At 45.8% G+C, this 23,234-nt stretch carries 26 protein-coding genes and 2 pseudogenes; 19 read left to right on the top strand and 9 right to left on the bottom strand.

Translation table 11 applies throughout. The features are described from left to right. The first annotated feature begins 3 nt into the window (after positions 1 to 3). Both B5F53_RS10500 and B5F53_RS10505 read left to right on the top strand, forming a co-directional pair. Complete coding sequence (locus B5F53_RS10500; protein ID WP_087223128.1) at positions 4 to 819, top strand: glycosyltransferase; 816 nt, start codon at positions 4 to 6, stop codon at positions 817 to 819. 11 nt (positions 820 to 830) lie between these two features. Continuing rightward, a complete protein-coding gene (locus B5F53_RS10505; RefSeq protein ID WP_087223130.1) occupies positions 831 to 1,721 on the top strand; it encodes a LicD family protein in 891 nt (296 codons plus the stop codon). Positions 1,722 to 1,780: 59 nt separating this feature from the next. Here the strand turns inward: B5F53_RS10505 and B5F53_RS10510 are convergent, their stop codons facing one another. Continuing rightward, complete coding sequence (locus B5F53_RS10510) at positions 1,781 to 2,572, bottom strand: HAD family hydrolase (protein WP_087223132.1); 792 nt, start codon at positions 2,570 to 2,572, stop codon at positions 1,781 to 1,783. Between the two features lie 203 nt (positions 2,573 to 2,775). On the opposite strand from B5F53_RS10510, the gene B5F53_RS10515 reads away from it, so the two are divergent. From B5F53_RS10515 to B5F53_RS10545, 8 genes and pseudogenes are all read left to right on the top strand, one after another. Then, positions 2,776 to 3,429, top strand: a complete 654-nt coding sequence (locus B5F53_RS10515) for a YczE/YyaS/YitT family protein (protein WP_242970295.1) — start codon at positions 2,776 to 2,778, stop codon at positions 3,427 to 3,429. 14 nt (positions 3,430 to 3,443) lie between these two features. After that, positions 3,444 to 3,854 carry a C-GCAxxG-C-C family protein gene (locus tag B5F53_RS10520; protein WP_087223134.1) on the top strand — a complete coding sequence of 137 codons (411 nt, stop codon included), beginning with the start codon at positions 3,444 to 3,446 and terminating at the stop codon, positions 3,852 to 3,854. A 61-nt stretch (positions 3,855 to 3,915) separates the two neighbouring features. After that, positions 3,916 to 4,047, top strand: a pseudogene (locus B5F53_RS10525) (sporulation transcriptional regulator SpoIIID); the annotation flags it as partial. Between the two features lie 79 nt (positions 4,048 to 4,126). Beyond that, positions 4,127 to 4,270: a hypothetical protein gene (locus B5F53_RS19850; RefSeq protein WP_162610577.1), complete on the top strand. Its 144-nt coding sequence runs from the start codon at positions 4,127 to 4,129 to the stop codon at positions 4,268 to 4,270. Continuing rightward, complete coding sequence (locus B5F53_RS10530) at positions 4,267 to 5,760, top strand: recombinase family protein (RefSeq protein ID WP_087223138.1); 1,494 nt, start codon at positions 4,267 to 4,269, stop codon at positions 5,758 to 5,760. The genes B5F53_RS19850 and B5F53_RS10530 overlap by 4 nt, the downstream gene beginning before the upstream one ends. 36 nt (positions 5,761 to 5,796) lie before the next feature. Further along, complete coding sequence (locus tag B5F53_RS10535; RefSeq protein ID WP_087223140.1) at positions 5,797 to 6,816, top strand: macro domain-containing protein; 1,020 nt, start codon at positions 5,797 to 5,799, stop codon at positions 6,814 to 6,816. A 77-nt stretch (positions 6,817 to 6,893) separates the two neighbouring features. Continuing rightward, positions 6,894 to 7,574, top strand: a complete 681-nt coding sequence (locus tag B5F53_RS10540) for a vWA domain-containing protein (RefSeq protein WP_087223142.1) — start codon at positions 6,894 to 6,896, stop codon at positions 7,572 to 7,574. Between the two features lie 94 nt (positions 7,575 to 7,668). After that, complete coding sequence (locus B5F53_RS10545) at positions 7,669 to 9,063, top strand: hypothetical protein (protein ID WP_087223144.1); 1,395 nt, start codon at positions 7,669 to 7,671, stop codon at positions 9,061 to 9,063. Positions 9,064 to 9,090: 27 nt separating this feature from the next. Here the strand turns inward: B5F53_RS10545 and B5F53_RS10550 are convergent, their stop codons facing one another. Genes B5F53_RS10550 through B5F53_RS10560 form a run of 3 tightly spaced genes read right to left on the bottom strand, consistent with a single transcriptional unit; the run spans position 9,091 to position 14,286 of the window. After that, positions 9,091 to 10,458 (bottom strand): hypothetical protein, encoded by a 1,368-nt coding sequence (locus B5F53_RS10550; protein ID WP_087223146.1) that lies wholly within the window; start codon positions 10,456 to 10,458, stop codon positions 9,091 to 9,093. A gap of 21 nt (positions 10,459 to 10,479) precedes the next feature. After that, on the bottom strand, positions 10,480 to 13,299 hold the full coding sequence (locus B5F53_RS10555) for a serine/threonine-protein kinase (RefSeq protein ID WP_162610578.1): 2,820 nt from the start codon (positions 13,297 to 13,299) through the stop codon (positions 10,480 to 10,482). 45 nt (positions 13,300 to 13,344) lie between these two features. After that, the gene (locus tag B5F53_RS10560; protein WP_087223150.1) at positions 13,345 to 14,286 is read right to left on the bottom strand and encodes a putative ABC transporter permease; all 942 of its coding nucleotides are present in this window, start codon (positions 14,284 to 14,286) and stop codon (positions 13,345 to 13,347) included. A gap of 96 nt (positions 14,287 to 14,382) precedes the next feature. Between B5F53_RS10560 and B5F53_RS10565 the strand changes: the two are divergent. The 3 genes and pseudogenes from B5F53_RS10565 to guaA form a co-directional block, all read left to right on the top strand. Beyond that, a pseudogene (locus tag B5F53_RS10565) lies at positions 14,383 to 14,553 on the top strand (sporulation transcriptional regulator SpoIIID); the annotation flags it as partial. Positions 14,554 to 14,744: 191 nt separating this feature from the next. Continuing rightward, positions 14,745 to 16,100, top strand: coding sequence for an MATE family efflux transporter (locus B5F53_RS10570; protein WP_242970296.1), 1,356 nt, complete (start codon positions 14,745 to 14,747; stop codon positions 16,098 to 16,100). Between the two features lie 68 nt (positions 16,101 to 16,168). Beyond that, the gene (gene guaA, locus B5F53_RS10575; RefSeq protein WP_087223156.1) at positions 16,169 to 17,713 is read left to right on the top strand and encodes a glutamine-hydrolyzing GMP synthase; all 1,545 of its coding nucleotides are present in this window, start codon (positions 16,169 to 16,171) and stop codon (positions 17,711 to 17,713) included. Positions 17,714 to 17,797: 84 nt separating this feature from the next. Here guaA and B5F53_RS10580 read toward each other — a convergent pair whose 3' ends face one another. The 5 genes from B5F53_RS10580 to B5F53_RS10600 form a co-directional block, all read right to left on the bottom strand. Next, a complete protein-coding gene (locus B5F53_RS10580) occupies positions 17,798 to 19,300 on the bottom strand; it encodes a site-specific integrase (protein ID WP_087223158.1) in 1,503 nt (500 codons plus the stop codon). 323 nt (positions 19,301 to 19,623) lie between these two features. Further along, entirely contained in the window at positions 19,624 to 20,175 is a 552-nt protein-coding gene (locus B5F53_RS10585) for a helix-turn-helix domain-containing protein (RefSeq protein ID WP_087223160.1), read from the bottom strand. 23 nt (positions 20,176 to 20,198) lie between these two features. Further along, positions 20,199 to 20,624 (bottom strand): zinc ribbon domain-containing protein, encoded by a 426-nt coding sequence (locus B5F53_RS10590; protein WP_087223162.1) that lies wholly within the window; start codon positions 20,622 to 20,624, stop codon positions 20,199 to 20,201. 44 nt (positions 20,625 to 20,668) lie between these two features. Continuing rightward, on the bottom strand, positions 20,669 to 21,019 hold the full coding sequence (locus B5F53_RS10595; protein WP_162610579.1) for a helix-turn-helix domain-containing protein: 351 nt from the start codon (positions 21,017 to 21,019) through the stop codon (positions 20,669 to 20,671). A gap of 149 nt (positions 21,020 to 21,168) precedes the next feature. Beyond that, entirely contained in the window at positions 21,169 to 21,381 is a 213-nt protein-coding gene (locus tag B5F53_RS10600; protein ID WP_087223166.1) for a hypothetical protein, read from the bottom strand. Between the two features lie 103 nt (positions 21,382 to 21,484). On the opposite strand from B5F53_RS10600, the gene B5F53_RS10605 reads away from it, so the two are divergent. The 6 genes from B5F53_RS10605 to B5F53_RS10625 are packed head-to-tail and all read left to right on the top strand — an operon-like array spanning position 21,485 to position 23,196. Then, positions 21,485 to 21,694: a helix-turn-helix domain-containing protein gene (locus tag B5F53_RS10605; RefSeq protein ID WP_087223168.1), complete on the top strand. Its 210-nt coding sequence runs from the start codon at positions 21,485 to 21,487 to the stop codon at positions 21,692 to 21,694. 32 nt (positions 21,695 to 21,726) lie between these two features. After that, the gene (locus B5F53_RS10610) at positions 21,727 to 22,203 is read left to right on the top strand and encodes a helix-turn-helix domain-containing protein (protein ID WP_087223170.1); all 477 of its coding nucleotides are present in this window, start codon (positions 21,727 to 21,729) and stop codon (positions 22,201 to 22,203) included. A 13-nt stretch (positions 22,204 to 22,216) separates the two neighbouring features. Then, complete coding sequence (locus B5F53_RS10615) at positions 22,217 to 22,432, top strand: hypothetical protein (protein ID WP_087223172.1); 216 nt, start codon at positions 22,217 to 22,219, stop codon at positions 22,430 to 22,432. A gap of 16 nt (positions 22,433 to 22,448) precedes the next feature. After that, positions 22,449 to 22,616 carry a hypothetical protein gene (locus B5F53_RS19855; protein WP_162610573.1) on the top strand — a complete coding sequence of 56 codons (168 nt, stop codon included), beginning with the start codon at positions 22,449 to 22,451 and terminating at the stop codon, positions 22,614 to 22,616. Beyond that, positions 22,613 to 22,969: a hypothetical protein gene (locus B5F53_RS10620; protein WP_087223174.1), complete on the top strand. Its 357-nt coding sequence runs from the start codon at positions 22,613 to 22,615 to the stop codon at positions 22,967 to 22,969. Before B5F53_RS19855 ends, B5F53_RS10620 begins: the two co-directional genes overlap by 4 nt. Next, a complete protein-coding gene (locus B5F53_RS10625; RefSeq protein WP_087223176.1) occupies positions 22,954 to 23,196 on the top strand; it encodes a hypothetical protein in 243 nt (80 codons plus the stop codon). Before B5F53_RS10620 ends, B5F53_RS10625 begins: the two co-directional genes overlap by 16 nt. Positions 23,197 to 23,234: the final 38 nt, after the last annotated feature.

Consider the following 23,234-nt stretch of genomic DNA (forward strand, 5'->3'; position numbering starts at 1 on the left):
TATATGGAGGCTTATTCGGTATTAATGTCCGTATACAGGAAAGAAAATCCCTCCTATCTTGAGAAAAGCATAGAAAGTATGCTGAAGCAGACAGCAGAGCCGTCAGATTTTGTTCTGGTCTGCGACGGCCCTTTAACGGAAGAACTGGACGCAGTGGTTGAAAAAGTAAAAGAAGAAAGGCCGGATCTGTTCCAGATTATCCGTCTGCCCCAGTGCGGCGGCCTGGGAAATGCTTTAAATACAGGAATCAAGTACTGCAGATATGATTTGATAGCCCGAATGGACAGCGATGACATCAGTCTGCCGGATCGCTGCCAGAAACAATTGAAATGTCTGGAAGACTCTAAAACAGATATGGTAAGCGGAACGTTGCTGGAGTTCGAGGGAGATATTTCCCGGATCCGATCCAGACGGGTACTCCCGGAAACATCCGGGGAGATCCGCAGATTTGCCAGACGCAGAAATCCTTTTAACCATCCCTGCATCATGTACCGGAAAAAGGCAGTAGAGGACGCAGGGGGCTATCGTCACTGCCCCTGGTTTGAAGACTACGATTTGTGGACCCGTATGCTGATGAACGGTTCAGAAGGATATAACCTGCAGGAACCCTTACTGTATATGCGGGCCGGAGACGGGATGTACAGCCGCAGAGGAGGGCTGGAATATGCCAGAAAAGCAGTGGTATTCCGCTACCGGCTGATGCGGAAGGGTTTTTCCAGACCAACGGACTTTATTATTTCAGCGGCGGGACAGATCTGCGTTTCTTTAATGCCCAACCAGTTAAGAAAAAAATTCTATAAGAAAGCGCTTCGGAAATAGGAGAGAGAAGGATGTATCAGGTAACAGGAGAACAGTTAAAGCAACTGCAGAGAAAAAATCTGGAGATGGCCGTATATTTCAGTGAATTCTGTAAAAAACACAGGCTGACCTGTTACTTATGCGGGGGCGGCTGTATCGGGGCTGTCCGGCATAAAGGGTTTATCCCCTGGGATGATGATCTGGATTTTATGATGCCCCGGGAAAGCTATGAAAAACTTCTGAAAATCTGGAAGAAAGAGGCCGATTCCCATTATGTACTATTTGATTCTTCCAGAGAACTGGTGGATCATAATAATAAGGCCACTATCCGGGACAGCCGGACCACCTTAATTAAGACATATCAGCAGGAGCTGGACATTTGTCATGGAACCGTTCTGGACATATTTCCCATAGACGGATGTCCCTCTTCCTCCTTTAAAAGAAAACAGCAGTTGTTCTGGACCCTGGTTTACCAGCTTTTCCGCTCCCAGGTGGTGCCGGTGCGAAGGGGAAAGAAGATGGAGATTCTGGCTTCGGCAGCGCTGCTTGCCGTTCCTTTCCGGGGGCTTCGCTACAGACTGTGGAAATTCGCAGAGAAACAGATGAGCAAGTATCCCATCCCGGAATGTAAGTACATCACTGAATTGTGCGCCGGAGCTTATATGAAGAACAGATACCCGAAAGAATGGTTTGAAAAGGCGGTGTACCTGCCTTTTGAGGACTGTGAAATGCCTGTGCCCCAGGGCTATGACGGTTATCTGAAAACCGCTTACGGAGATTACATGAAGGTTCCGGAAAAAGAGGATCAGATTACCCATATGGAAGAAGTCGTTTTCATGGATTTAGAGAACGGATATGAAAAGTACCGGGGCGTGTACTACTGCACAGGAAAGAAAACCGGATTTTTACAGAAAGCGAGATAAAAGAAGAGGGTATTGCTCAGTCATCTAAGGGGATGATTGCTCAATACCCTTTTTAAAATTTATATCAGGTGGAAATGTTCCAGCGCATGGTAAATTCCATCGTCCAGAATATCTGTCGTCTGGTAAGAACAATAGGGGAGGATCTCTTTATTTGAATTTCCCATGGCAATGCTGTTGGGAACGTATTTCAGCATAGGAAGATCGTTTGGGCTGTCTCCGATGACGTAACAGTTTTCCAGAGGAATGGACAGCTTTTCCGTGAGAAGCTGAATTCCCGTGGCCTTTGAAAACTGCCGGGGAATTACCTCTCCCACATTTTCTTCATGGGAAATATATTCAAACTGATCTTTTATAAAGTTAAAAAAGGAAGTTCGATCACAGTTGTCATCCATGAAGACCATAAATTTATCAAAATGCAGGGAAGAATTATTCTCAATATTTCCCAGATCGCTTCCATTAGAACGAAGTCTCAGGGTTTCCTGTTCCTGACAGTAAACCGGAGACTGGGTATCGAATAAAAGGGCGCTGTTTTCTTCAAAAAAAGCCCGTATTCTGCATTTTCTCAAAAGGAGAATAATTTCTTTGCACAGGGCATGGGGAATGGTATAAGAAAACAGAGTTTCATTATGAAAGTATACATGGGTTCCACAGCCGCAGACAAATCCGTCAAAGCCGATATTTTTTATCTGTTCCGGAATAAAGAACAGAGTCCGTCCGGAATTAATAAAGGTATAATGCCCATTTTTCTGAGCCATATGGATTGCTTCAATGGCGCTTTCAGGGACAAAGTGATCCGGCGGAGGAGTAAGTAATGTTCCGTCAATATCAAAGAAAATCATTTTTCTATCCATGAATTCACCTCTTTCTACTTATTTTTACACCAGAAAATATTCTAACATGAAAAAAACAGGGAATCAATGAAAAACCTGTGCAGGATATATACTTGACATCAAATCTGAATTGTACTAGAGTAAATTTCAGTGACAGATGATACCCTCTCTTTACCGGCCGTGTGTGCTCTTGTAAAGAGAGGGTAAAGAAAGGCAGGATGATAATGAATAAGAAACAGTATGCAGTGCGGTGTGCTCTTTATTTGCTGGGGGTGATTGTTCTGGCCCTTGGAATCGTATTAAATACAAAGACACAGCTTGGTGTGTCTCCCATCATTTCTATTCCCAATAATATCGCGGTTATCTGGAATTGGAATCTGGGTGCGGTTACATTTCTGTTTTATACTCTCTGTGTGGGAATGGAATTTCTTCTGGCTTATAAGAAATGCAGTGTGTTTACTTTGCTGCAGATTCCCATGAGCCTGGTTACCAGCTGTTTTATAAACTTTTTTAATCAGAGATTAAATTTTGACACCAGTACGTATACCATGCGTTTTCTGGTACTGGCGGCAGCAATCGTTATTACAGGAATCGGAGCGGCGACGATGGTAAATATGCAGATGATTCCCAATCCCGCCGATGCGCTGGCAAATGTGATTGGCCAGAAAATCCACCGGGATATGGGATTTGGAAAAAATGTATTTGATATTTCCTGTTTTACCATTTCCTGTATCATCGGGCTGCTCTTTGTTCACCGGATTGTAGGAATCGGGGCAGGAACGGTGATTGCGGTTATTTTAACAGGACGCGTGATTGCTCTTTTTAACCGGTTGTTTAAGAAAAATATGCAGCGTGCCGCGGGAATTGCTGTATCTTAAAAGGAGGAAAGAAAATGGAATCAAGAGTGGAACAGGCCATCGAAAGACATAAAAGAGGCTTTAACTGTGCACAGGCAGTGGCCTGCACGTATTGTGATTTGGCAGGAGTCAGCGAAGACGTTATGTTTCGGATGATGGAAGGATTCGGAGCGGGAATGGGCGCCATGGAATGTACCTGCGGAGCTGTTTCCGGAGCAGTTGCTGTGGCAGGAATGAAAAACAGCAATGGAAGGGATCTGGCCAACAGTAAGGGGAAGACCTATCAGTTATCCAGGAAAATTACCAACGAGTTTCGGGAGAAAAACGGAAGTACGGTCTGTAAAGACTTAAAAGGAGTGGAAACAAAACAGGTTCTTCGTTCCTGCGACGGGTGTATTGCCGATGCTGCAGAGCTGGTAGAGAAAATTCTGTTTACACAGGAATAGAAATTCATATAGGGAATCTCAGGCGCATACACTGTAGAAACAGCGTTTTTGGGGGAATACCTTGAAAGATTATATAGAAGAGCGGGCAGTTGAGATTGCAAATTATATTATTGAGACGAAAGCGACGGTGAGGCAGACCGCCAAGAAGTTCGGAATCAGCAAAAGTACGGTACATATGGTTGTAACAAAACAGAACGGTTTCATTAAAAGGACTATTTCCTTAAGGTAATTCATACAAATGAAAAAAGAGCCGGGAAAGCAGTGAAATTTGTATGAAAGAGGAAAAGAAACTGGTTTTTCAATTTCATAATCCCAATACGGACGAAGATACGATCCGAATATTGATGCAGGTGTTTTGTGAGAAAAACCGAAGCAAGGCGGAGAAATATCTTCAGGAAAGGGGGCGGCGGCAATGAGGGTGGCCGCCTACTGCCGGGTATCCACAGATAAAACCGATCAGATGAACAGCCTGGAAACACAGAAAAAGTTTTTTCTGGAGTTTACCCGGAGAAATCAGTATCAACTGGCAGATCTGTATGCAGATGAAGGAATTTCCGGAACAAAGATTAAGAACCGGAAGGAATTTCAAAGACTGATGGAAGACGCCGGGAAGGGTCTGTTTGATATGGTTGCAGTAAAAGATATTTCCAGATTCGCCAGAAACACAGTAGACTTTCTGCAGAGTATCCGTACCCTGAAAGGACTGGGAATTGAGACCACGTTTTTAACTGCCAACATGACAGTACTTGGAAACTCGGAATTCGTCCTTACCATATTCGGAGCCCTGGCCCAGGAGGAAAGCGCTAATACCTCCAAAAGAGTGAAGTTCGGGAAAAAGATGAATGCACAAAAAGGTCGGGTTCCCAATCTGGTATACGGCTATGATAAGACGCCGGGAGACTATTTTCATCTTCAGATCAACCTTCAGGAAGCCTTTCAGGTACGGAGAATTTATGACTGGTATGAGAAAGAGGGATACGGAGCCGGGAAAATCGCCGGACTTTTAAATGCCAGAGGGTATCAGACCAAGCGGGGCTGTCAGTGGAGCCAGAACGCGGTCTGCCGTATCCTGACCAATCCCCTTTATACCGGCAAGGTCATTAACGGGAAAGAAGAGGTGGCGGATTTCCTTACAGGAGCCAGGGTGGAGAAAGAACAGGAAGAGTGGATGGTGGCCCAAAGGCCGGAATTAAAGATCATTGAACCGTCTCAGTTTGAGCGGGTGCAGGAGATTCTCTGCCGGCGCAGGGAAACCTTTCAGACAGACAGGAAACGTCACAGCAGCCGCTATCTGTTCAGCACCCTCATTCAGTGTAAAGAATGCGGATGGTCTTACCGGAGAATCCAGAGGACTTACAAAAATACGTATGTCCGCTGGACTTGTTCCGGAAGAAGCCAAAACGGGGTGAAAAGCTGCCATAATCATGTGACCGTGGACGAGACTGTTTTAATACAGGAAATCCAGGACTATTTCATTCATTTACTGGAGAGACAAGGTGTAAAAATCCGGGAAATCCGAAAAGAAATGGAAAAACAACTATCCCTGCAGAAAACAGAAAAAGAAGAGGAAAAGCAGTGGGTGTTTCATCTGAGAAAGCTGGAAAAAAGGCGGGAAAAATACAGAGAAATGTTTCTGGAAGATCTGATAGAAAAGGAGGAGCTGAGACAAAGGACGGAAACAATCGGGGAAGAGATTCGGGAGCTGAAGGAGAAGATAGGAGCTCTGCACCCGGGAGAAGGAACGAAGGAACAAATCCGGCAGATTCTGAAGGAACAATTTCAGGAACTGCGGGATTTTCTTTCCTTTGAGGAACTGGGAAACGGACAGATAAAACAACTGGTGGAAAAAATAGAAATTGACGGGGAGGGCAGGGTACAGATCTATCTGAAAAAGGCAAAGCTGTGATATACTGATAAAAAGAATGTTGGGCGGTGAGAATACATGGGATTTTATATTGTACATAATGATCTTGTTGAAATGGAGACAGACGCCATCGTAAACGCGGCCAATTCTCATCTGGAACGGGGCGGAGGCGTATGCGGAGCCATTTTCCGGGCGGCAGGACCCGAAAAGCTGCAGGAGGAATGCAGAAAGAAAGCGCCCTGTCCTGTGGGACAGGCAGTACTGACAAAGGGATACGGTCTGAAGGCAAAATACATTATTCATGCGGTAGGCCCCATATGGAAGGGCGGCGCACAGGGGGAAAGAACCTATCTGGAGAGCGCATACCGCAATGCGCTGAACCTTGCCCGAAAACAGGGATGCCAGTCCATCGCCTTTCCCCTTATCTCCAGCGGTATTTACGGCTATCCGAAAAAAGAAGCCCTGGAAATCGCTGTAAAAGAATGCAGAGCCTTTCTGGAGAATCAGGAGATGGAAATCTACCTGGTTGTTTTAGACCGGACGGTGGTGGAGTTAAGCGAACATCTTTACGGAAAAATCCGGCATTATATTGACACGTATTATACGGGAAACAGAGACAGACGGAGAGAAGAAAGCACTTCTTTTGAGCAGATATATGCATCTTCCCCTGAGTCTCTCTGTACGGCTTTGCCAAAGGAGACGGACAAGCCATCCCCCAGGGGAATCAAAAGGAGTCTGGAACAGTTATTAAAAAGAAAAGGCGAGACCTTCCAGGAGATGCTCTTTCGCCTGATTGATGAAAGAGGCTTTACCGATGTGCAGGTTTATAAAAGAGCCAATATGGATCGGAAACTGTTTTCCAAAATCCGCAGCAGGAAAGACTATACGCCCAGAAAGTCAACGGTACTGTCTCTGGCGGTAGCGCTTAAGCTGTCTTTGGACGAGACGGTGGATCTGCTGGGAAAAGCAGGCTACAGCCTGACCGATCATCTGAAATCGGATATTATCCTTCGTTACTTTCTGGAAAACAGAATCTATGACATTGACCAGATAAACGAAGCCTTATTCTGCTTTGGAGAGTCTCTTCTGGGACTGTAAATGTCGCCCGGGATGCGACCAAAGTCTTCGTTTCCTCTGCTAATATAAAGGCAGAAAGGAAAAAGGAGGAAACGAAGATGAAGAAACGGACGGAACTGGTTTTTATTATAGACAGGAGCGGCTCCATGTGTGGGCTGGAGACAGACACCATAGGCGGCTTTAACGGAATGCTGGAGAAGCAGAAGAAGGAACCGGGCGAGGCCTTTGTAACAACGGTTTTATTCGATGATCAATATGAGAGGATACATCAGAGAGTTCCCATCCATAAGGTACGGCCCCTCACGGCCAGAGAGTATTATGTGAGAGGATGTACGGCCCTTCTGGACGCAGTGGGCAGAACCATCCAATATATGATTTCTGTTCAGAGAAACCTGGAGGAAGAGGAGCGGGCAGATCAGGTAATCTTTGTGATTACCACAGACGGATATGAAAATGCCAGCCGGGAATATACCTATAGTCGGATCCAGAAGATGATTACCCATGAGAAAGAAAAATACGGCTGGGAGTTTCTCTTCCTGGGCGCAAACATGGATGCGGAAATGGAAGCGGGAAAGTTCGGCATCGGCCGGGATCGGGCGGTGACCTACTGCAATGACAGCCAGGGAGTACAGGCCAACTATGAAGCCATGACCGTGGCGGTCAGCCAGATGCGGTGCAGTTCGGCTTCTGTAGGAAGCCAATGGAAATCGGCAGTGGAAAAGGACAGAGAGAAACGCCGGAAAAAGGCAAGAAAAATTTTTGGGAAATTCAGAGAGTAATCTCCTTTTGAAAACAAAATTACAATTCTGGTTTTGTAGAATGAATACATCAAAAGAAAACAAACAGGAATTGAATCAAGAGGAGGAAATAGAGATGAAAAAGAAGTTATGGAAATCAACAATTTGCGGAGCAGCGGCTCTTTTACTTGCAGGATTTTGTTTTCCGCCCCAGACAGCCTGGGCAGGTATGGGAAATTACAATTTTGTATCCATTGAAGGAGGAACTGTCGACAGCATTACAGTAAACGGAGTGACTGTAGAGGCCAAATACCGTCCCTATGACAGCAGTGTAAATACGGATACCACATATAGCTGCGCGGCTTTTGTAAAACGGTTTTACAGTGAAGTATACGGAAGGAACGTTTCCGGGCTGCTGTCCACCACTTCTGTTCCGGCCATCGACTCCGGAAGTTTTAAAGAGACCATATCCCCAAAGGTGGGAGATATTGTCCGGGATAATGAGAGTGTGCACTGGGCCATTGTAAAAGAGGTAAATCAAAATATTGTAACCGTTATCCAGCAGAATGCCTGGGATAGTTCTTATACAAAAGCCTGGGTGGGGGCTATGGTGGAAAACGGAGATTCCCAGTATACCTTCTTTACCTGGGACGGAAATACGGCTTCCGCTGCTCCCACTGCAGGAAACTATACCATTCACTATCAGGAGCCCCAGATTCAGGAGACAACAGCCGTGCTCTCTGCCAAAGTGGATAATCCCGGCCGGGTAAACGTAAGCCAGGTGGGATGTTATCTGTGGGATGCCCAGGATAACTTAATTAAGAGACATGTGGAGGACTGCCGGCGTCCGGAAAGCCGGTTCAATATGTGGTATGATGTACAGGGAGAGCTGGGGATTGCGCTTACAGCAGGAACTACTTACAAATACCAGTTCTTCGTTATACAGGACGGAAAAGAATATCCGGGAACCATTCAGACCTTTACCACAGCGGGAGCCGCTCCTGTAAAAACAGAGGCAGATACGAAAGGCCAGATCGAAGGAGCGCCTGTTTCCACAGAAGCCACAGATCATGTGACGGTAACAGATGATGAAATACAAAGAACGATCGGCAAGGTTCGTGAAATTTACGGATGGGAAAAGAAGTATGTGGATGAAAGTCTGCAGGGACAGTCTTATCTGGTGCAGATTAATACCAAAGGCGAAGTGGATTATTTCTCGGTAGATACGTTAATGGAGCGCCCTGCCTCTCTGGTTTTAACCATTGAAAATGACCGTGTGGTGAAATCCCAGTGGATATATGAATATTCCAGTGGTTCTGAGGCGGCTTTTGCGGCCAGCCAGGATCTGTATCAGCAGATTTGCAAAGCGGCGGACGGGAGAATCAGCGGGGAGAAGACCAGCCTTTGCAAAGATGTGGATAATATGACGACCACCTATAAAGATAAACTGGAAATTGTAAGAGACAAAAACGGAGAGAAACCGTACGTATCCATTACAGTATTAAGCGCTTTTCAGGACATAATAGGATAAGGTAAAGTTGTATGGGCGCGAACTGCTTCAGTTCACGCCCATAATTTTTTCATATTCCTGCCGGTAGTTCTTGGAATCCTTGTACATATTATAGAAAAAGAAATTTTCTTCTTTTTCCGCATAACGGGTCACCTCTTCCATCAGTAGATCCTCCGGATCGGGGCAGGTAAGATACTGATAAATAAACTGATCAAAGGCATTTTGGTTCACCAGCTTTGAAAAACCACATTCCAGAAGGATGTCATCCAGCCGTTGGGGAGTTACCTGAAACTCTTCATTAAGAGAGCTGGAACGGGCGAAAAACAAAAGGAAACAGATAAAAGTAGTACGATCCAAATCCAGGGCGCCCTTGATATACTTGCGGACCGTATTTTCTCCGGAACGGTTTCTCTGATAGCCCCGATCCGTGCTGTCCAGAGAATAGATCTGATCCAGTTTTTCCTCTTCTTTCTGCATTTGCTGAATTTTCAGAGAAAGCACCTCTTCATCACTCAATCCCCTTAAATGAGAGTCATAATGACGCAGCGACTCTGCCAGCCGTTTCTTCTGATGGTCTGGGAGATGTTTCAGATCCCCATAGGATTCCAGAAGGACTTCCAGCCAGTCCAGAGATACATAGCCGAAATAGAAATAATTGAAATTATCGAAAATCTCCCGGCAGGAAATGCCTGTCTGAGACAGGAAGTCCCGAACCTGGGTATCCTCCATTTTCTTTCGTTTCAGCTGAGTAAGACCTTTAAAGACAGAAAGCTCCGCCAGGGCCTCCCCGGAATCTGCAGCCGAACGGCGGGCGGTCAGATAGCCTTCGACCTTGTCCGTCAGGTAAAAGTAGAGATATTTGCAGAAATAATACCTGGTTTTTTCCCTTACAGGACTAAAGGAATGAAGATTCGCATTCAGAAACTGACGGAAATCTTCCTGGGTATTGCCAATCTGTGAAATCTGATATTCCATAACCCGGGTTAAATGCTCCGTCCGCAGAAGGTGGGCGTCCTCCCGGGAATTCTCCGACAGATACCGTTCCAGTTCCTGCAGGGTGATCTGTTTGCTGAAATATGGATCCTCCTCTTTAGACTGGTCAAACATGGATTTACAAATATCCTGGAGTTTGCGCCATTCCTCATAAGAAACATGGTGCAAAAAAGCAAAAACCAGGCTGGCTTCCCAGAGACTTCTGGAGTATAACTGGGCGCAGCCCTCCTGGAGAAGCTTTTCGTTTAACTGCTCCAGGGTCTCTCCCTTTAAAAAGGCCAGTGCAATCAGACGGTAACGCAGAGGCACTTTTTTCATAACGCCAGTGTTTCTGGACATACATTCGTCCAGCATCTGATCCCCTAAAGGAGCGTCCAGAACATCCTGTATCATTTTATCAAAAACAGAAGCTGCTTTCGTCATAAGATCAATCCTTTCCCTGTTTTAGTTGGTATAGAAATTAAAATCTTCACTTACCGCAAAAGGCTGATAGAAACTGTCTGTCTTTAATTGTTCCATCAGTTCCTCCTGCTTTGCTTTTGCCAGTTTCTTTCCCATATAAACAGTCATTGTGGGCGTATAATCACTGTAGAGAGAAAAATAGACGGAGAGATCCTCTCCCGGTTCAATCTGATCCGTATCCATTCGGAAGTTTACAGAACGGTAATACCCGTCCTGCAGATTGCAGGTCTGGTAAAGCTGTTTTACCGTTTCCAGAAAATCCTCCACAAGGTGTTCGTCATAAGGAAAAGGCAGGGTCACAGTCAGAGAATCCTTATTTCCTGCCTCATCCACAGATATGGAAGCGTCCAGTTTCTCAGCCTCCTGCTCTATCTGTTCCAGACGGGGACTTTCCAGAATCTCATAAGATTCCAGGTCAACCCCCATATCCAGAAGGGACTGGCTGTCGGTAAAGCTGGCATGTTCCAGCGTATAGTAGCTGCTGTTTGTGGTCTCGCAGGCCATAGTATATAAAAACTGACGCATATTTTCCGGTTTCAGGCGGGAAGTATCCCAGAGAAAATCAGAAAATGTAAAGAATCCATTGGAAATTTCCTCCGTTAAAGGAAACTCTGCGATTTTAAAGCTGTTGCCTACCAGCAGGTAGAGAGAGTCTCTCTGGTTCTGGAGGGTCTTTTGAGTCCGTTCCAGAATGGATTCTTTTTCATATTCACTGGCTGCCTGAATCTCCCAGTGATAAGAGGGATTTGTTTTTTCCACAAAGGTAAAATCCTCTCCCAGAGAGTAGGTCCTCAGGGACTGGATGGTATTTCCCATATCAGAAATGGATAAATCCTTTTCTGTCAGCATATACAGAAGATCCAGATACAAATCTTCCCGGGAAAGCTTCAGGGTGATGTAATGTTCCTGGAAAGAGGAAATTCCAAAGGCATAGGGAATCTCCAGAGTATCCAGAAGGGTTTTAAAATCAGAAACCGTATTATACCACTGTCCGTTTGGCATATCCTGGCTGCCGGAAGAACAGGAGTATTCCACATAAACAGCAGGGTCTGCAAGGTCTTCTTCATTCACCTGATTTTCTCCGGCAATCATGGAGGTATCCACATCCTCCCAGGTGGAAGGCGGAATATAGGAATAGGCCAGCCGGTTTTCGTAAGGCTCATGGGTCAGTTCATAGGCCAGCAGCCGGTAAAAGGCCGGGGACTGAACGGCTCCTGTCAGATAAAAGGTACGATAATCCTCTTCATAAAAGGTATAAATGGAATACCAGCCTAAGGATCCCGAATAAGAAGTTTCTCCGTTCCAGGAAAGATCCAGATAGAGCCCAAGGGAAGTTCCCGGGTTTTCCTTCACATAGTCCCGGAGCTTATCGGCTGCTTCTTTCGTTAAAGTAAATTCCAGATAGGAATAATCTCCTGTCTCAGGAAGAGAGGCGTCCGAGCGGGAAACGCCTTCCAGTACCCCCTGTTTCACCTGAGCCTTCTCCACATCCCGGGCAGAAAGGGAAAAATCATTGAGGGAAGGTTTGCCTGGCTTGGCCAGACAGAGGTTTATAAATTCCCAGAGTTCCATGGCAGTTCCGTATGGGGAGCTGCTGTTTTGCACAACAGCCCCATAGGAGTCTGCCGGCATCACCACAGAGACATCCCCGTTCTTCTTTCGGGAGAGAATATAATTGTCTTCTCCTGTCAGAACCTGGATTCTCTCTTCTAAAATTTCCAGATCCTGCTCATATTCCTTTTGGGAGCTTTCCTTTGGCCTGGAGAAAGCCAGCGTCATAGTTTCCACTCCCCGGAATTTAAACTCTGCCAGATGCGCCTGATAATACCAGAACCCGGCGCCGGCCAGAACACAGAAAAAGCAGAATACAGAGGCAATTCTTATCAGCCATTTCCTGCGGATTTCTCTGGGATCCACTTCCCGGATAATCTCCCGTACAGCTTCCATAAAAGCATCCATGTTCTGATAGCGGGAAGAAATCTCCAGGGAAAGCCCCTTCATAAGAATCTTTTCCAGAGCCGGATCCATGGAAATACCTAAAGCGCCTGGTGTCTTCAGCTCATCATGGAGCATCCGCTGAAAGGCATCTTCCGGCGGATTTTTCGTAATACAGAAATAGAGGACGCCGCAGAGGGCGTAAATATCTGTCCAAGGCCCCAGCCGTCCGTGCCGGTCATACTGCTCGCAGGGAGCATAGCCGCCCTTTAAGACGATGGAACGTGTCTTCTCAGAAAGGAGAGAGAAATCCCTGGCAGCCCCGAAATCAATTAAAGTCAGGGTCTGATCCGTTCCCAGAATCAGATTGTCGGGACTGATGTCCCGGTGAATAATGCCGTAACTGTGAATTTTCTTCAAAGTTTCCATAAAAGGAAGCATAAGGCGAAAGGCCTCCCCGGGATCCATGGGGCCATTTTGCTCCACATATTTTTTCAGGGTCTGGCCTTCCAGAAAGTCCATCACAATATAAGCCGTCTGGTTTTCTTCAAAATAATCCCGGATATGCACGATTCCCGGTTCCCGGGAAAAATCCCGGATAATACGGGCTTCCTTCAGAAACCGTTTCTTCTGGTGTTCATAATCCTCTCTGCCGTCTTTCTGAAACAGGACCACCTCATTGGTTACCGAGCAGTCCCGCCGGACGTAATCTCTCCAGAAAAACTCCTTGATGGCAACTTTTTCCTCCTGGTGCAGACAGACTCCCGAATAGGTAATTCCGAAGCCTCCCTCGCCAATCACTTCTTCAATCCGGTAACGTTCATCCAGTATGGTACCGGGCTTTAAATGATAAATTTCTGTTTTCACATTCTTCCCCCGCAAATCTGTTTTTATAAATATGAAAGCCCGGCTTTAATCCCGCCCGCTCTTTCTCTCCAGAAGATCCCGGATCTGCTTTAACTCCTCTGCATACTTGTGGGAAAAAGCCGTGGGGTTGCGGTGCAGAATCCGAAAAGCCCGTTTATAAGACTTCGTTGTACGCATCCCCATATTCTTAAATTCCTGTTCAATCTGTCCCTTCAGCTTTAACAGCTCTTCCTTCTTATCCAGTACGGCAAGCTCATTCACCTTTTCTGCAAGCGTCTTCAAAAGCATTCTTCTGCGGCTGCGCTGTTCTTCCAGAGCCTGCTCAAAGGCATCCTTTCTGGAAAGACGTTTTTGTTCCTGGGTTTTCTGATATTGCTGGAGCTCATCCTCCACAATGGCAGTAACCACTTCCAGCCGTTTCTGCAGACGGCGGATGGTCTGGTTGCTTTCGCTTAAAGTTTCCAGAGTTTCCTTCAGATCCATTGCCTCGTTGAAGGACTGGGTTAAGTCCACCGCAAAAATCAGGGTAAGGAGAATGGATAAAATTTCAGCAATAAAAGGAGGAATCCAGAGAATTCCCGTCTCCACAGGGGGATGCACCAGTTTCACAAGGAGAAGAGAGAAAAATCCCCATCCAATGGACACCCCAAGACAAATATGTCCGTTTAAATTAAATTTATTATTACTGTAATCCCAGTAGCGGACGCGGAACAGTTTCTCCATTCCCGCTCCGGTAAAATACTCCAGTATGGTTGCTCCGGTCATGCCAAAGACAAAGATCAGAATCAGATTGTCCCGCACGCCCATAGTACACAGCAAAACGCAAATGGCGCCGGTTCCATAAATGGGCAGGAAAGGGCCGTGGAGAAATCCCCGGTTTACCCACCGCTTTTTTCGCACTGAAACATAGCAGGATTCCCAGATCCATCCCACAAAGCAGTAGAAAAAGAAAAAAAGAACCCATTGACTTATGGTATACTGAAACATTTCACAAATCCTCCCCGGTTAAGTTAGGGCAATTATATCATGAGCGGCGAAAAAAAGAAATGACTTCTGTCTGCCAGGCGGCCCTCCCAATTAGCGACAACCATACATAAAGACGTTACAGAACGCCTTTTACAGCTAAATCCCTCCCTTGCAAAACAGGCCAGGCAGGTATTGGATTTAAATAAACAGGAACGGCATATTCGGGGAGGGATGGCAACCCGGAAAAAATATATGGGAATGAATCTGGGACGCTCCAGAAGAGTGTGAAAAAGAGAGGAAGAGCGGCGGAGGATGAGACTCCATGGGCTTTTCCTCCTTTTTATGTAAGAAAATCCGGCGCAAAAGAAAGAAAATTTGGGCAGATTTTATCTTGCCCGGCAAAAGGGTCAGATTTATACTGAAACTAACGGGAGATACCATGGGTCATGTATTTCCAAAAGAGAAAGAGGGGACTTCATTTGAGAAGAAAAAACGAGATTAAGGGGAATTATTTATTCAGCAACCGAGATTTAAAAAGACTGATTATCCCATTAGTGGTAGAACAGTTTCTGGCTATTTTTGTAGGACTGGCAGATTCCATTATGGTATCTTCCGTCGGCGAGGCGGCCGTCTCAGCCGTTTCTCTGATTGATACCATCATGGTTCTGCTGATAAATATTTTCACAGCTTTAGCCACAGGAGGCGCTATTGTGGCCGGCCAGGCCATAGGCAGGAAAAATCAGAAAGACGGCTGTGAGGCAGAAGAACAGCTCTTATTATTTTCCACCCTGTTTTCTGTCTGTATCATGGCATTGATGTATTGCCTGAGAGGTTTTATCCTCCATGTAGTATTCGGTAATATTGAGCCGGAAGTAATGAACAACTGCAACACCTATTTTCTGATAGTAACCGCATCGATTCCATTTCTGGCAATGTATAATTCCGGGGCCGCCGTACACCGGGCCATGGGGGACTCCAAGACGCCTATGCTGATGTCACTGGTTATGAACGGCATGAATCTGGCAGGAAACGCCGTCCTGCTGTACGGGTTGGGATGGGGAATTGAAGGAGCCGCAATCCCGACTACCCTTTCCAGAGCTTTTGCCGGGATCTGGATGGTCTGCTGTATGTGTAACCGGAAGAAACAGCTTCACATTCGCTCCATCTGGAAAATCCGTCCCAAAGGAGCTGTGCTAAAGAAAATCCTGCATCTGGGGATTCCCTACAGTCTGGAAAACAGCATGTTCCAGCTGGGGAAAATTCTGGTTCTCAGCCTGGTATCCAGCTTCGGGACAACCTCTATCGCCGCCAACGCCGTAGCAAACAATGTCTGCAACTTTGCCATCATCATCGGAATGTCCATGAATTATGCATTATCCGCAGTCAGCGCCCAATGCGTGGGCGCCGGGGACTACAGTCAGGTCCGTTATTATACAAAACGGTTGATGAAATACTCCTATGCCGGCCTGGTTTTCATGAATGTGCTGATAATAGCCGCGCTGCCTCTGATCATCCGGGTCTATAATCTCTCCCAGGAAACGGGAGTACTGGCAGATAAAATAATAACGTATCATGCCATCTGCGCGGTTCTGATCTGGGCCGTTGCCTTTACCCTGCCAAACACCCTGCGCGCAGCCAACGACGTGGCTTTCTGCATGTGGGTTTCCATGGCATCCATGTGGATATTCCGCATTGGCTTCAGCTTCGTACTGGCCAAATACCTGGGAATGGGCGTGTTCGGCGTCTGGGTGGCCATGACCATAGACTGGCTTGTACGGGCTGCGGTTTTTCTTTTCCGTTACCGGGGAAAACGCTGGGAAAGGAAAAAAATATAGAGAAAAGGAATTGTAAATACAGGGCGGCTCCTTTATAATGAAGGAATAATAACATGAGGAGGAAAACAATGGATAGAGAAACAGTCATTGTATTAGATTTTGGCGGACAGTATAATCAGTTAATTGCGCGCCGTGTCAGAGAGTGCAACGTTTATTGCGAGATTTACTCCTATAGAACCAGTATAGAAAAAATTAAAGAAATTCATCCGAAAGGAATTATTTTCACAGGAGGCCCCAATAGCTGCTATGAGGCAGATTCTCCCACTTATACAAAGGAGATTTTCCAACTGGGCATTCCCATCCTGGGTATCTGCTACGGCTCCCAGCTTATGATGCATCTGCTGGGCGGTACCGTGGAGACAGCTCCTGTCCGTGAATACGGAAAAATTGAAGTAACTGTAGATACCACATCGAAACTGTTCCAGGATGTATCAGAGAAAACCATTTGCTGGATGAGCCACAACGACTATATCTCCAAAGTGGCTCCCGGTTTCCGAATCTCTGCCCATACAGCAGACTGCCCGGCAGCCGCAATGGAAGATACAGAGAGAAACCTGTATGCGACCCAGTTCCATCCGGAAGTACTCCACACAAAGGAAGGAAAGAAAATGCTTTCCAACTTCGTTTATCAGGTGTGCGGATGCTCCGGCGACTGGAAAATGGATTCCTTCGTAGAAGAATCCATCCAGGCAATCCGTAAAAAAGTAGGAGACGGGAAAGTGCTCTGCGCCTTATCCGGCGGGGTGGACTCCTCCGTGGCAGCCGTTATGCTGTCAAAGGCAGTAGGAAACCAGCTTACCTGCGTCTTCGTGGATCACGGCCTTCTCCGCAAAAACGAAGGGGACGAGGTAGAAGCCGTCTTCGGCCCGGAAGGTCCCTACGACTTAAACTTCATCCGCGTCAACGCCCAGGAACGTTTCTACAGCAAACTGAAAGGCGTGGAAGATCCGGAAAAGAAGAGAAAAATTATCGGTGAAGAATTTATCCGTGTCTTTGAAGAAGAAGCCAAAAAGATTGGCCAGGTAGATTTCCTGGTGCAGGGAACCATCTATCCGGACGTGGTAGAAAGCGGCGTTGGCGGTGAATCTACGGTCATTAAATCCCACCACAATGTGGGCGGTCTTCCTGACTATGTAGACTTTAAGGAGATTATTGAGCCCCTCCGCGACCTGTTTAAGGACGAGGTTCGTCAGGCCGGCCTGGAGCTTGGCATTCCGGAATACCTGGTATTTCGTCAGCCTTTCCCCGGCCCGGGACTGGGCATCCGTATCATTGGAGAAGTAACGGCAGAAAAGGTGCAGATGGTACAGGATGCAGACGCCATCTGGCGGGAAGAAATCGCAAAAGCCGGATGGGACAAAAAGGTCAACCAGTATTTTGCCGCCCTGACCAATATGCGCTCCGTGGGCGTCATGGGCGACGAAAGAACTTATGATTACGCCATCGCCCTGCGCGCGGTAACCACGACAGACTTCATGACTGCAGAAAGCGCGGAGATACCGTGGGAGATTATCGGAAAAGTAACCAGCCGGATAGTAAATGAAGTAAAACATATCAATCGGGTAATGTATGACTGTACCGGGAAACCACCTGCGACGATAGAGTTCGAATAATTAGCAAATCCCGAGAACCCTTGTAAATAGAGGGCTCCCGGGATTTCTTATGCTGTTTTGATGTTAACGTGATGTTAAAAAGTTCTATTTTCCAGATATTCCATATATTTTTTCGTATTTAGGAATGGTCGTTTCAACGATAAAAACATCAAGATCTTTCAGGCTGCCGTTCTGAAGTTCGCATGAGGAAATGGCATCTGAGAACATGGCGAGAAGAAAATCACGAAGATCTTCTGCCGGCTTAAATGTAGATATGATCCTGACGATCGTATCTCCAAAAGCGATCCAGTCCAGATATGTTTCAAGTTTGTATCCATAAATCGAGTCCGTTGTTATATCAATCCCGTATTTCCTGAAGATGGACTGATTATTTTTTCGGATATGCTCATTTCCGTGAGATTCAGCTGCGGCCAATATCCCCGTGCTGGCGGGCCCCAATGGAGATCCGGGAACGGGAATGGCGTGTTGGGTCTCTGGAATAATGAGCTCACTTTCCGTTTCGTACGCTTCTTTCTGCATTAACATTTCAATGTCTTTGGCCAGCTCCTCATCTGCCCCGGGATAAAGATGAAAATAGGTATCCCACGTTGTCTTAATGGATTCGTGGCCGAGCCGGCGGGAGATCTCCTCAATCGGTTTTCCCATGTTAATGAGCATCGCAACGTGGCTATGCCTTAAATCATGGACCCGAATGTCCGTATCTCCGGACCGTTTGATCATGCGCTTGAATTCGCTATATAGTCCGCCCTTCTTAAAATAGAAGATCCGTTCATCCGGATCAAGCTGCATGCTGTCAATATATTCAAGCACTTCTTTATGCAGAGATACGGGTATGGTTACCCTTCGGATGCTCCGCTTCGTCTTGGGCGTTAAGAAATATTCGACTCCGTCCACAACGGCGTAGTTCTTATTTATATCAATAACGGGCTCTTCTCTTGGAACATCCTCCGGGGTGATGGCCAGAGCCTCGCCTTCCCTCGCTCCTGTGTAGAATAGAATTTTAAAAATGATACGATACGAAGGCTTTTGCTCGAATAGCATGGCGTGCTCAAACTGATCCGGCGTCCAGAAATTCATTTCCGCCGCATGGCTCTCTCCGATACTGCCTGCTATGTAACAGGGATTTATCCGCAGGCGGTAGTATTTTACTGCATAATTAAATATGGACGATAGCTGCGAATTTATTGTATGCAGATATGTCTCGGCGTATGGTTTTCCTTTTTCATCCCTATAATCGATAAGGGAATTCTGCCATCTGCGGACCAGATCGGCGTCAATATCACATATCCGTCGGGATCCGAAGAAAGGGAGCAGCTTCTTTTCTATTATGTACCTCTTCCCTTTCAGTGTTGTGAGTTTTAGGCGGCTCTCCATATCTTCAAGATAATTTTTTGCAAGAGAAGAGAACTGTATGGTCGGCTCCTTTGAAAAACGGTCTAAAAAGCTGTACTCATATTCCCTGGCAGCACCTTTCGTATCGAAACCTCTCTTACATTTGTGCTTCTTCTGGCCGAGCCAGTCTGTGTAATAAAAATTTGCATACCATTTCGTCTTCCCATCGGCTGTCTGATATTTGTATGCGGGCATAATCAATCTCCTTGTCGCATAAGATTTGACAAATAGCCCCCGAATGTATATAATGTACTTAACAAGGGAACCGTTGGTCAGTGTACACCTGACCGCCGGGAAAATAAGTACTATAAAAGAAATAGCGCCTTACTTTACCAGAGCAGGGGCGCTATTTTTTGTGCTTAATTATCGTTACGACAAGGGTAATTACAGCACAAAGCATGATGACAAACGTAAACAAGTCACTGTATGTAACCATAAGCACCAGCCTCCTTTCTTTCGTCCGGCGGCTGCATAGCACCTCAACGGTTCCCCGGTTAAGTACATTATATTTTCAGAGGTTATCTGTCTTTGAAATCTTCCAAGGCGCCCATCAGCAAACGCCGCCCGGTTTTTGACATTGTTCTATAGTATAGAACAATGTCCTCTTCGTCTTCGGAAGAGATGATCGTCGGATACGGGACGCTTCCTATCAGGAAGTCTATGGAAGTATTCAGGAATCTTGAAATCCGGGCCAATGTTCCGATGTTCGGCGTAACGGATCCGTCCAGGATGTCGGCCGCTTCTTCTGGCGTGATATCTACCGCCTCGGCGAACGACTCTATCCTGACGGATGCCTGATCGAGCAGATCTGAAATCCGGGCGCCGATATACGGCATCGTTGTTTCTGGATCCAATGCAATCCATTGGGATTTCGATTTTCCTAATAAATAATCTGAAGGAACATGGAAATATTCCGATATCTTTTTCAAGACAGCGGCGGAGGGATTAGTGTATCCCCTTTCTATATTCGATATTACCTGCCCCGAACAGCCGGCATAATCACCCAGCTGCAACTGGGTGGCGCCGGACTCCAGACGGAGCTCTTTTATTTTCTCTCCAACTTTACTCATGAGATCACCTGCAGTAGAAATGGCTATTTTTTAAGAAGGTTCCCAAAAGCGATTTTCCATTCCTCTCGCTTTGTAAAATAAAAATTATATTTTAGCCCGTCCACTGTATTAATCATTATTGTTTTGCTAATCCCTTGCTTCCCGTCTTCTATTGATAAAATCTGACTTATCGGAATATCAAATTCAAAGTCTCCCTTAGTAAGATTAACAAATGCGCCGAGAACAAAGGTTTTCGGGAGGCTGTGCTTCATATAAATAAAACGCTTATTGGTAAGTAAAGCGCTTCCGTTCTGAACAAAAAACGCATTTTTCACCCTGTTACAAAGTCCTGACATTATAATTTTTTCCTGATCATCTGATGGGTTGTTGATTGGACAACCACAGCGCGGACAAGCGGCGGCTTTGTCCGAAATTTCATTGCCGCATTCTGGGCATTTTATTAAACTCATATCTTTTTATTCCTTTCTACCCCTCCGGTACCACTCGAAGGGGATTATTTTGCCTCTCTCAATTTTTCTGGGCTATCTGCATCCCGGAGGATCCCCTTAATATACCCCTTTAATTCCCCCTTAAACTCCAACTGAGCATCTCTCGGGAGTCGATGAATCAAAGAAAGCCATTCGGCATCTTCGGCAGAGAGCGCCGTTGATTTTTCTCTTCCGTAAACTAAATAGTCTAAAGAAACATCAAAATGTTCAGAAAAACGCACCAAAGCTTCTCCGCTTGGTAATTTTCCCGCCTTCCAATTTGCCATAGATCCCTTACTCATCCCAAGGTTTGTAATTAAAGTAGTAGGCTTAATTCCGGCGTTTTCGCACAGTTTCAACAATTGATCGTAAAACAAAAAGACTCCTTTCCATAAAAGTTCAATAAAATGCACAAAAGTATTGACAAGTGCATTTTAATGCACTATTATTAAACTGTAATAACCAAATGTTTAAAACATTTTTGAAAAAAAGAGTGACGGAAATCACCCAAGGTATAGCTGATTAATTAGTCTGCTTCGGACAAGAGAGCCTTATTGTTTTCTTCGATCATAACAGAAACGGCTCTGATTACGGCTTCGGCAGAAGCTTGCAAAATCGAAGCGTCGTTCAAAGAAACACCGCTGTTTTCGATATCGGACAGAATTTTACGGTTGGCGCTGGAAAACTCTGACAATCCGATACGCTGCAGCTGTTCCGACCATGAGGACAGGCTATTCATATGAGTTACTCCTTTCTGTGATTGCTAACGTATACCGTTATTCTAAAGCACTATCAAACAAATGTAAACAACAAATGTTTACAAATTGACTGGAGGTGAAATTGTGAAACGAACTTTGCCGACGTGGTGTAAAGAAGTAAAGAAGTCGATGATTGATGATGATCTCAATGTGACTGAACTCGCAGAGCGTGTAGGGTTAAGCAGGAACTACGTTTCTGGAGTAGTAAACGGCCGTGTATATGCGCCGGAGATCGCAAAGATAATCAGCAAAGATCGCAACATCACAGTTCCTTATACGGAAAATATCGTTTGATTACATTGTATCGGACAGAGGAGGATAGATAAATGGGAAAACATATAACAAAAGCAGCCGGAAATGTCTTCGCTGAAGCACGATACCATGCGGCTGCGTTCAATGACCGCCTGTTCAGCCGGGAAGGGGCATCTGAGGAACTTGGAATAGACAGGAGCCGGTTGGCAAGGATCGAACTTGGAAGCAAAAATCCGTTTCCTGATGAGGTGCTTATGATGTCGGACATTTACAGTGCCCCGGAGTTAAAAAATTACTACTGCAAGCATATGTGCCCGCTCGGTAAAGACTTTCCGGAAGTGAAAGCGGAAGGCCTTGACAGGATCAGCGTAAAAGCCCTGTCATCTTTTCGGAAGATCTCGGCCGCAAAGGAGCTGCTTCTGGACATTACCGAAGATGGAATTATTACGGAAGACGAAAAGGGAGATTTAACAAAGGTCATTGAGACACTTGATGAAGTAAGCAAGATAGCGCAGAGTTTAAGGATTTGGGCAGAGAAAAATCTGGAATAAAGGAGGCGTCGGCATGCCAAATGGAGTATTAAAGGAAATTACGCCAGATGACAGGTCTTATTATATGGCAAGCGACATCACAGCGCTGCTCGGCATAAGCAAGTCTAAAGCGTACGACATGATCCGCACAATGAGGAAGGAATGTATTGATGCCGGAAAACTTACCAAAGCATATCCGATCGGACGCATTCCCAAGAAGTATTTTGATGAATACTGCATGATCAACTGAGGAGGTGAACAGGAAGATGTATGCGTATATTTGTCCTGACTGCGGTTGTTACCTTGATCCGGGTGAGAGATGCGACTGTGGAGAGGAAAGAGAGCGCGAAAAGGAAAAATCAGCAGAAATTTTGAAGATGCTGAAAGTAGAGAAAAGCGGTCAGATGAAGATCGAGTTTAAGGAGGCAATATGAAGTATTTAAGACTTTACGATTTAAGAAATGAAACGGTGACGGTAATCCCGTATTCAAGAACCCCGCTGACAGCTGCACGGACACCACGGGATTCCGAGGCTAAGAAAAGAAAGGTGGGAAGACGTATAATCCGGTGGGTAAAACACGCCGCTTTAGCAGTGGCAGAGTTTGCCGTATCACTTGCATCCGGACTGATTTTTCTTCAAATCATATCTGAGCGGTTACGGGAAATCAGGGGGTATGATGCCGTTGGAAGTGAATACTTTGCGGCGGCATTCATTTCGGTGTTCGTGTTCTGTATCGTGGACTATATCTTAGAAGTGGTGAGGGAGTGGTTATGGACAAGAAGATGATCGAGGAGATGATGGGGCTGGAAATTCCGCAGGAAACTTATGAAAGAGCGGTTGAAGCTGCAAATAGAAAGCTTCAATCAATAATCCAGCGTTTTGGCGATTGCAACGGCGTTAGACGGACACCGGGCTATCTGGCTAAATTAGTGATTGAAGCTGTCAAGTCAGAACTTTTAACGAAATATACACTGGCACGGGCTTTCGCCGATCGTGAGCATACGTTTTATTAAAAGCAACTCTATTTTAGCATGAGAAAGAGAGGAAATCA

The sequence above is a fragment of the Blautia sp. An249 genome (assembly GCF_002159835.1).
GTDB lineage: Bacteria > Bacillota > Clostridia > Lachnospirales > Lachnospiraceae > Blautia_A > Blautia_A avistercoris.

Coding starts and splice junctions, on each gene's coding strand:
- B5F53_RS10540 (WP_087223142.1), top strand. CDS start 6,894: ATGAAGAAACGGACGGAACTGGTTTTTATTATAGACAGGAGCGGCTCC.
- B5F53_RS10530 (WP_087223138.1), top strand. CDS start 4,267: ATGAGGGTGGCCGCCTACTGCCGGGTATCCACAGATAAAACCGATCAG.
- B5F53_RS10585 (WP_087223160.1), bottom strand. CDS start 20,175: ATGAGTAAAGTTGGAGAGAAAATAAAAGAGCTCCGTCTGGAGTCCGGC.
- B5F53_RS10620 (WP_087223174.1), top strand. CDS start 22,613: ATGAAGTATTTAAGACTTTACGATTTAAGAAATGAAACGGTGACGGTA.
- guaA (WP_087223156.1), top strand. CDS start 16,169: ATGGATAGAGAAACAGTCATTGTATTAGATTTTGGCGGACAGTATAAT.
- B5F53_RS19855 (WP_162610573.1), top strand. CDS start 22,449: ATGTATGCGTATATTTGTCCTGACTGCGGTTGTTACCTTGATCCGGGT.
- B5F53_RS10515 (WP_242970295.1), top strand. CDS start 2,776: ATGAATAAGAAACAGTATGCAGTGCGGTGTGCTCTTTATTTGCTGGGG.
- B5F53_RS10500 (WP_087223128.1), top strand. CDS start 4: ATGGAGGCTTATTCGGTATTAATGTCCGTATACAGGAAAGAAAATCCC.
- B5F53_RS10590 (WP_087223162.1), bottom strand. CDS start 20,624: ATGAGTTTAATAAAATGCCCAGAATGCGGCAATGAAATTTCGGACAAA.
- B5F53_RS10560 (WP_087223150.1), bottom strand. CDS start 14,286: ATGTTTCAGTATACCATAAGTCAATGGGTTCTTTTTTTCTTTTTCTAC.
- B5F53_RS10610 (WP_087223170.1), top strand. CDS start 21,727: ATGGGAAAACATATAACAAAAGCAGCCGGAAATGTCTTCGCTGAAGCA.
- B5F53_RS10510 (WP_087223132.1), bottom strand. CDS start 2,572: ATGGATAGAAAAATGATTTTCTTTGATATTGACGGAACATTACTTACT.
- B5F53_RS10505 (WP_087223130.1), top strand. CDS start 831: ATGTATCAGGTAACAGGAGAACAGTTAAAGCAACTGCAGAGAAAAAAT.
- B5F53_RS10625 (WP_087223176.1), top strand. CDS start 22,954: ATGGACAAGAAGATGATCGAGGAGATGATGGGGCTGGAAATTCCGCAG.
- B5F53_RS10535 (WP_087223140.1), top strand. CDS start 5,797: ATGGGATTTTATATTGTACATAATGATCTTGTTGAAATGGAGACAGAC.
- B5F53_RS10550 (WP_087223146.1), bottom strand. CDS start 10,458: ATGACGAAAGCAGCTTCTGTTTTTGATAAAATGATACAGGATGTTCTG.
- B5F53_RS10520 (WP_087223134.1), top strand. CDS start 3,444: ATGGAATCAAGAGTGGAACAGGCCATCGAAAGACATAAAAGAGGCTTT.
- B5F53_RS19850 (WP_162610577.1), top strand. CDS start 4,127: ATGAAAGAGGAAAAGAAACTGGTTTTTCAATTTCATAATCCCAATACG.
- B5F53_RS10615 (WP_087223172.1), top strand. CDS start 22,217: ATGCCAAATGGAGTATTAAAGGAAATTACGCCAGATGACAGGTCTTAT.
- B5F53_RS10545 (WP_087223144.1), top strand. CDS start 7,669: ATGAAAAAGAAGTTATGGAAATCAACAATTTGCGGAGCAGCGGCTCTT.
- B5F53_RS10600 (WP_087223166.1), bottom strand. CDS start 21,381: ATGAATAGCCTGTCCTCATGGTCGGAACAGCTGCAGCGTATCGGATTG.
- B5F53_RS10580 (WP_087223158.1), bottom strand. CDS start 19,300: ATGCCCGCATACAAATATCAGACAGCCGATGGGAAGACGAAATGGTAT.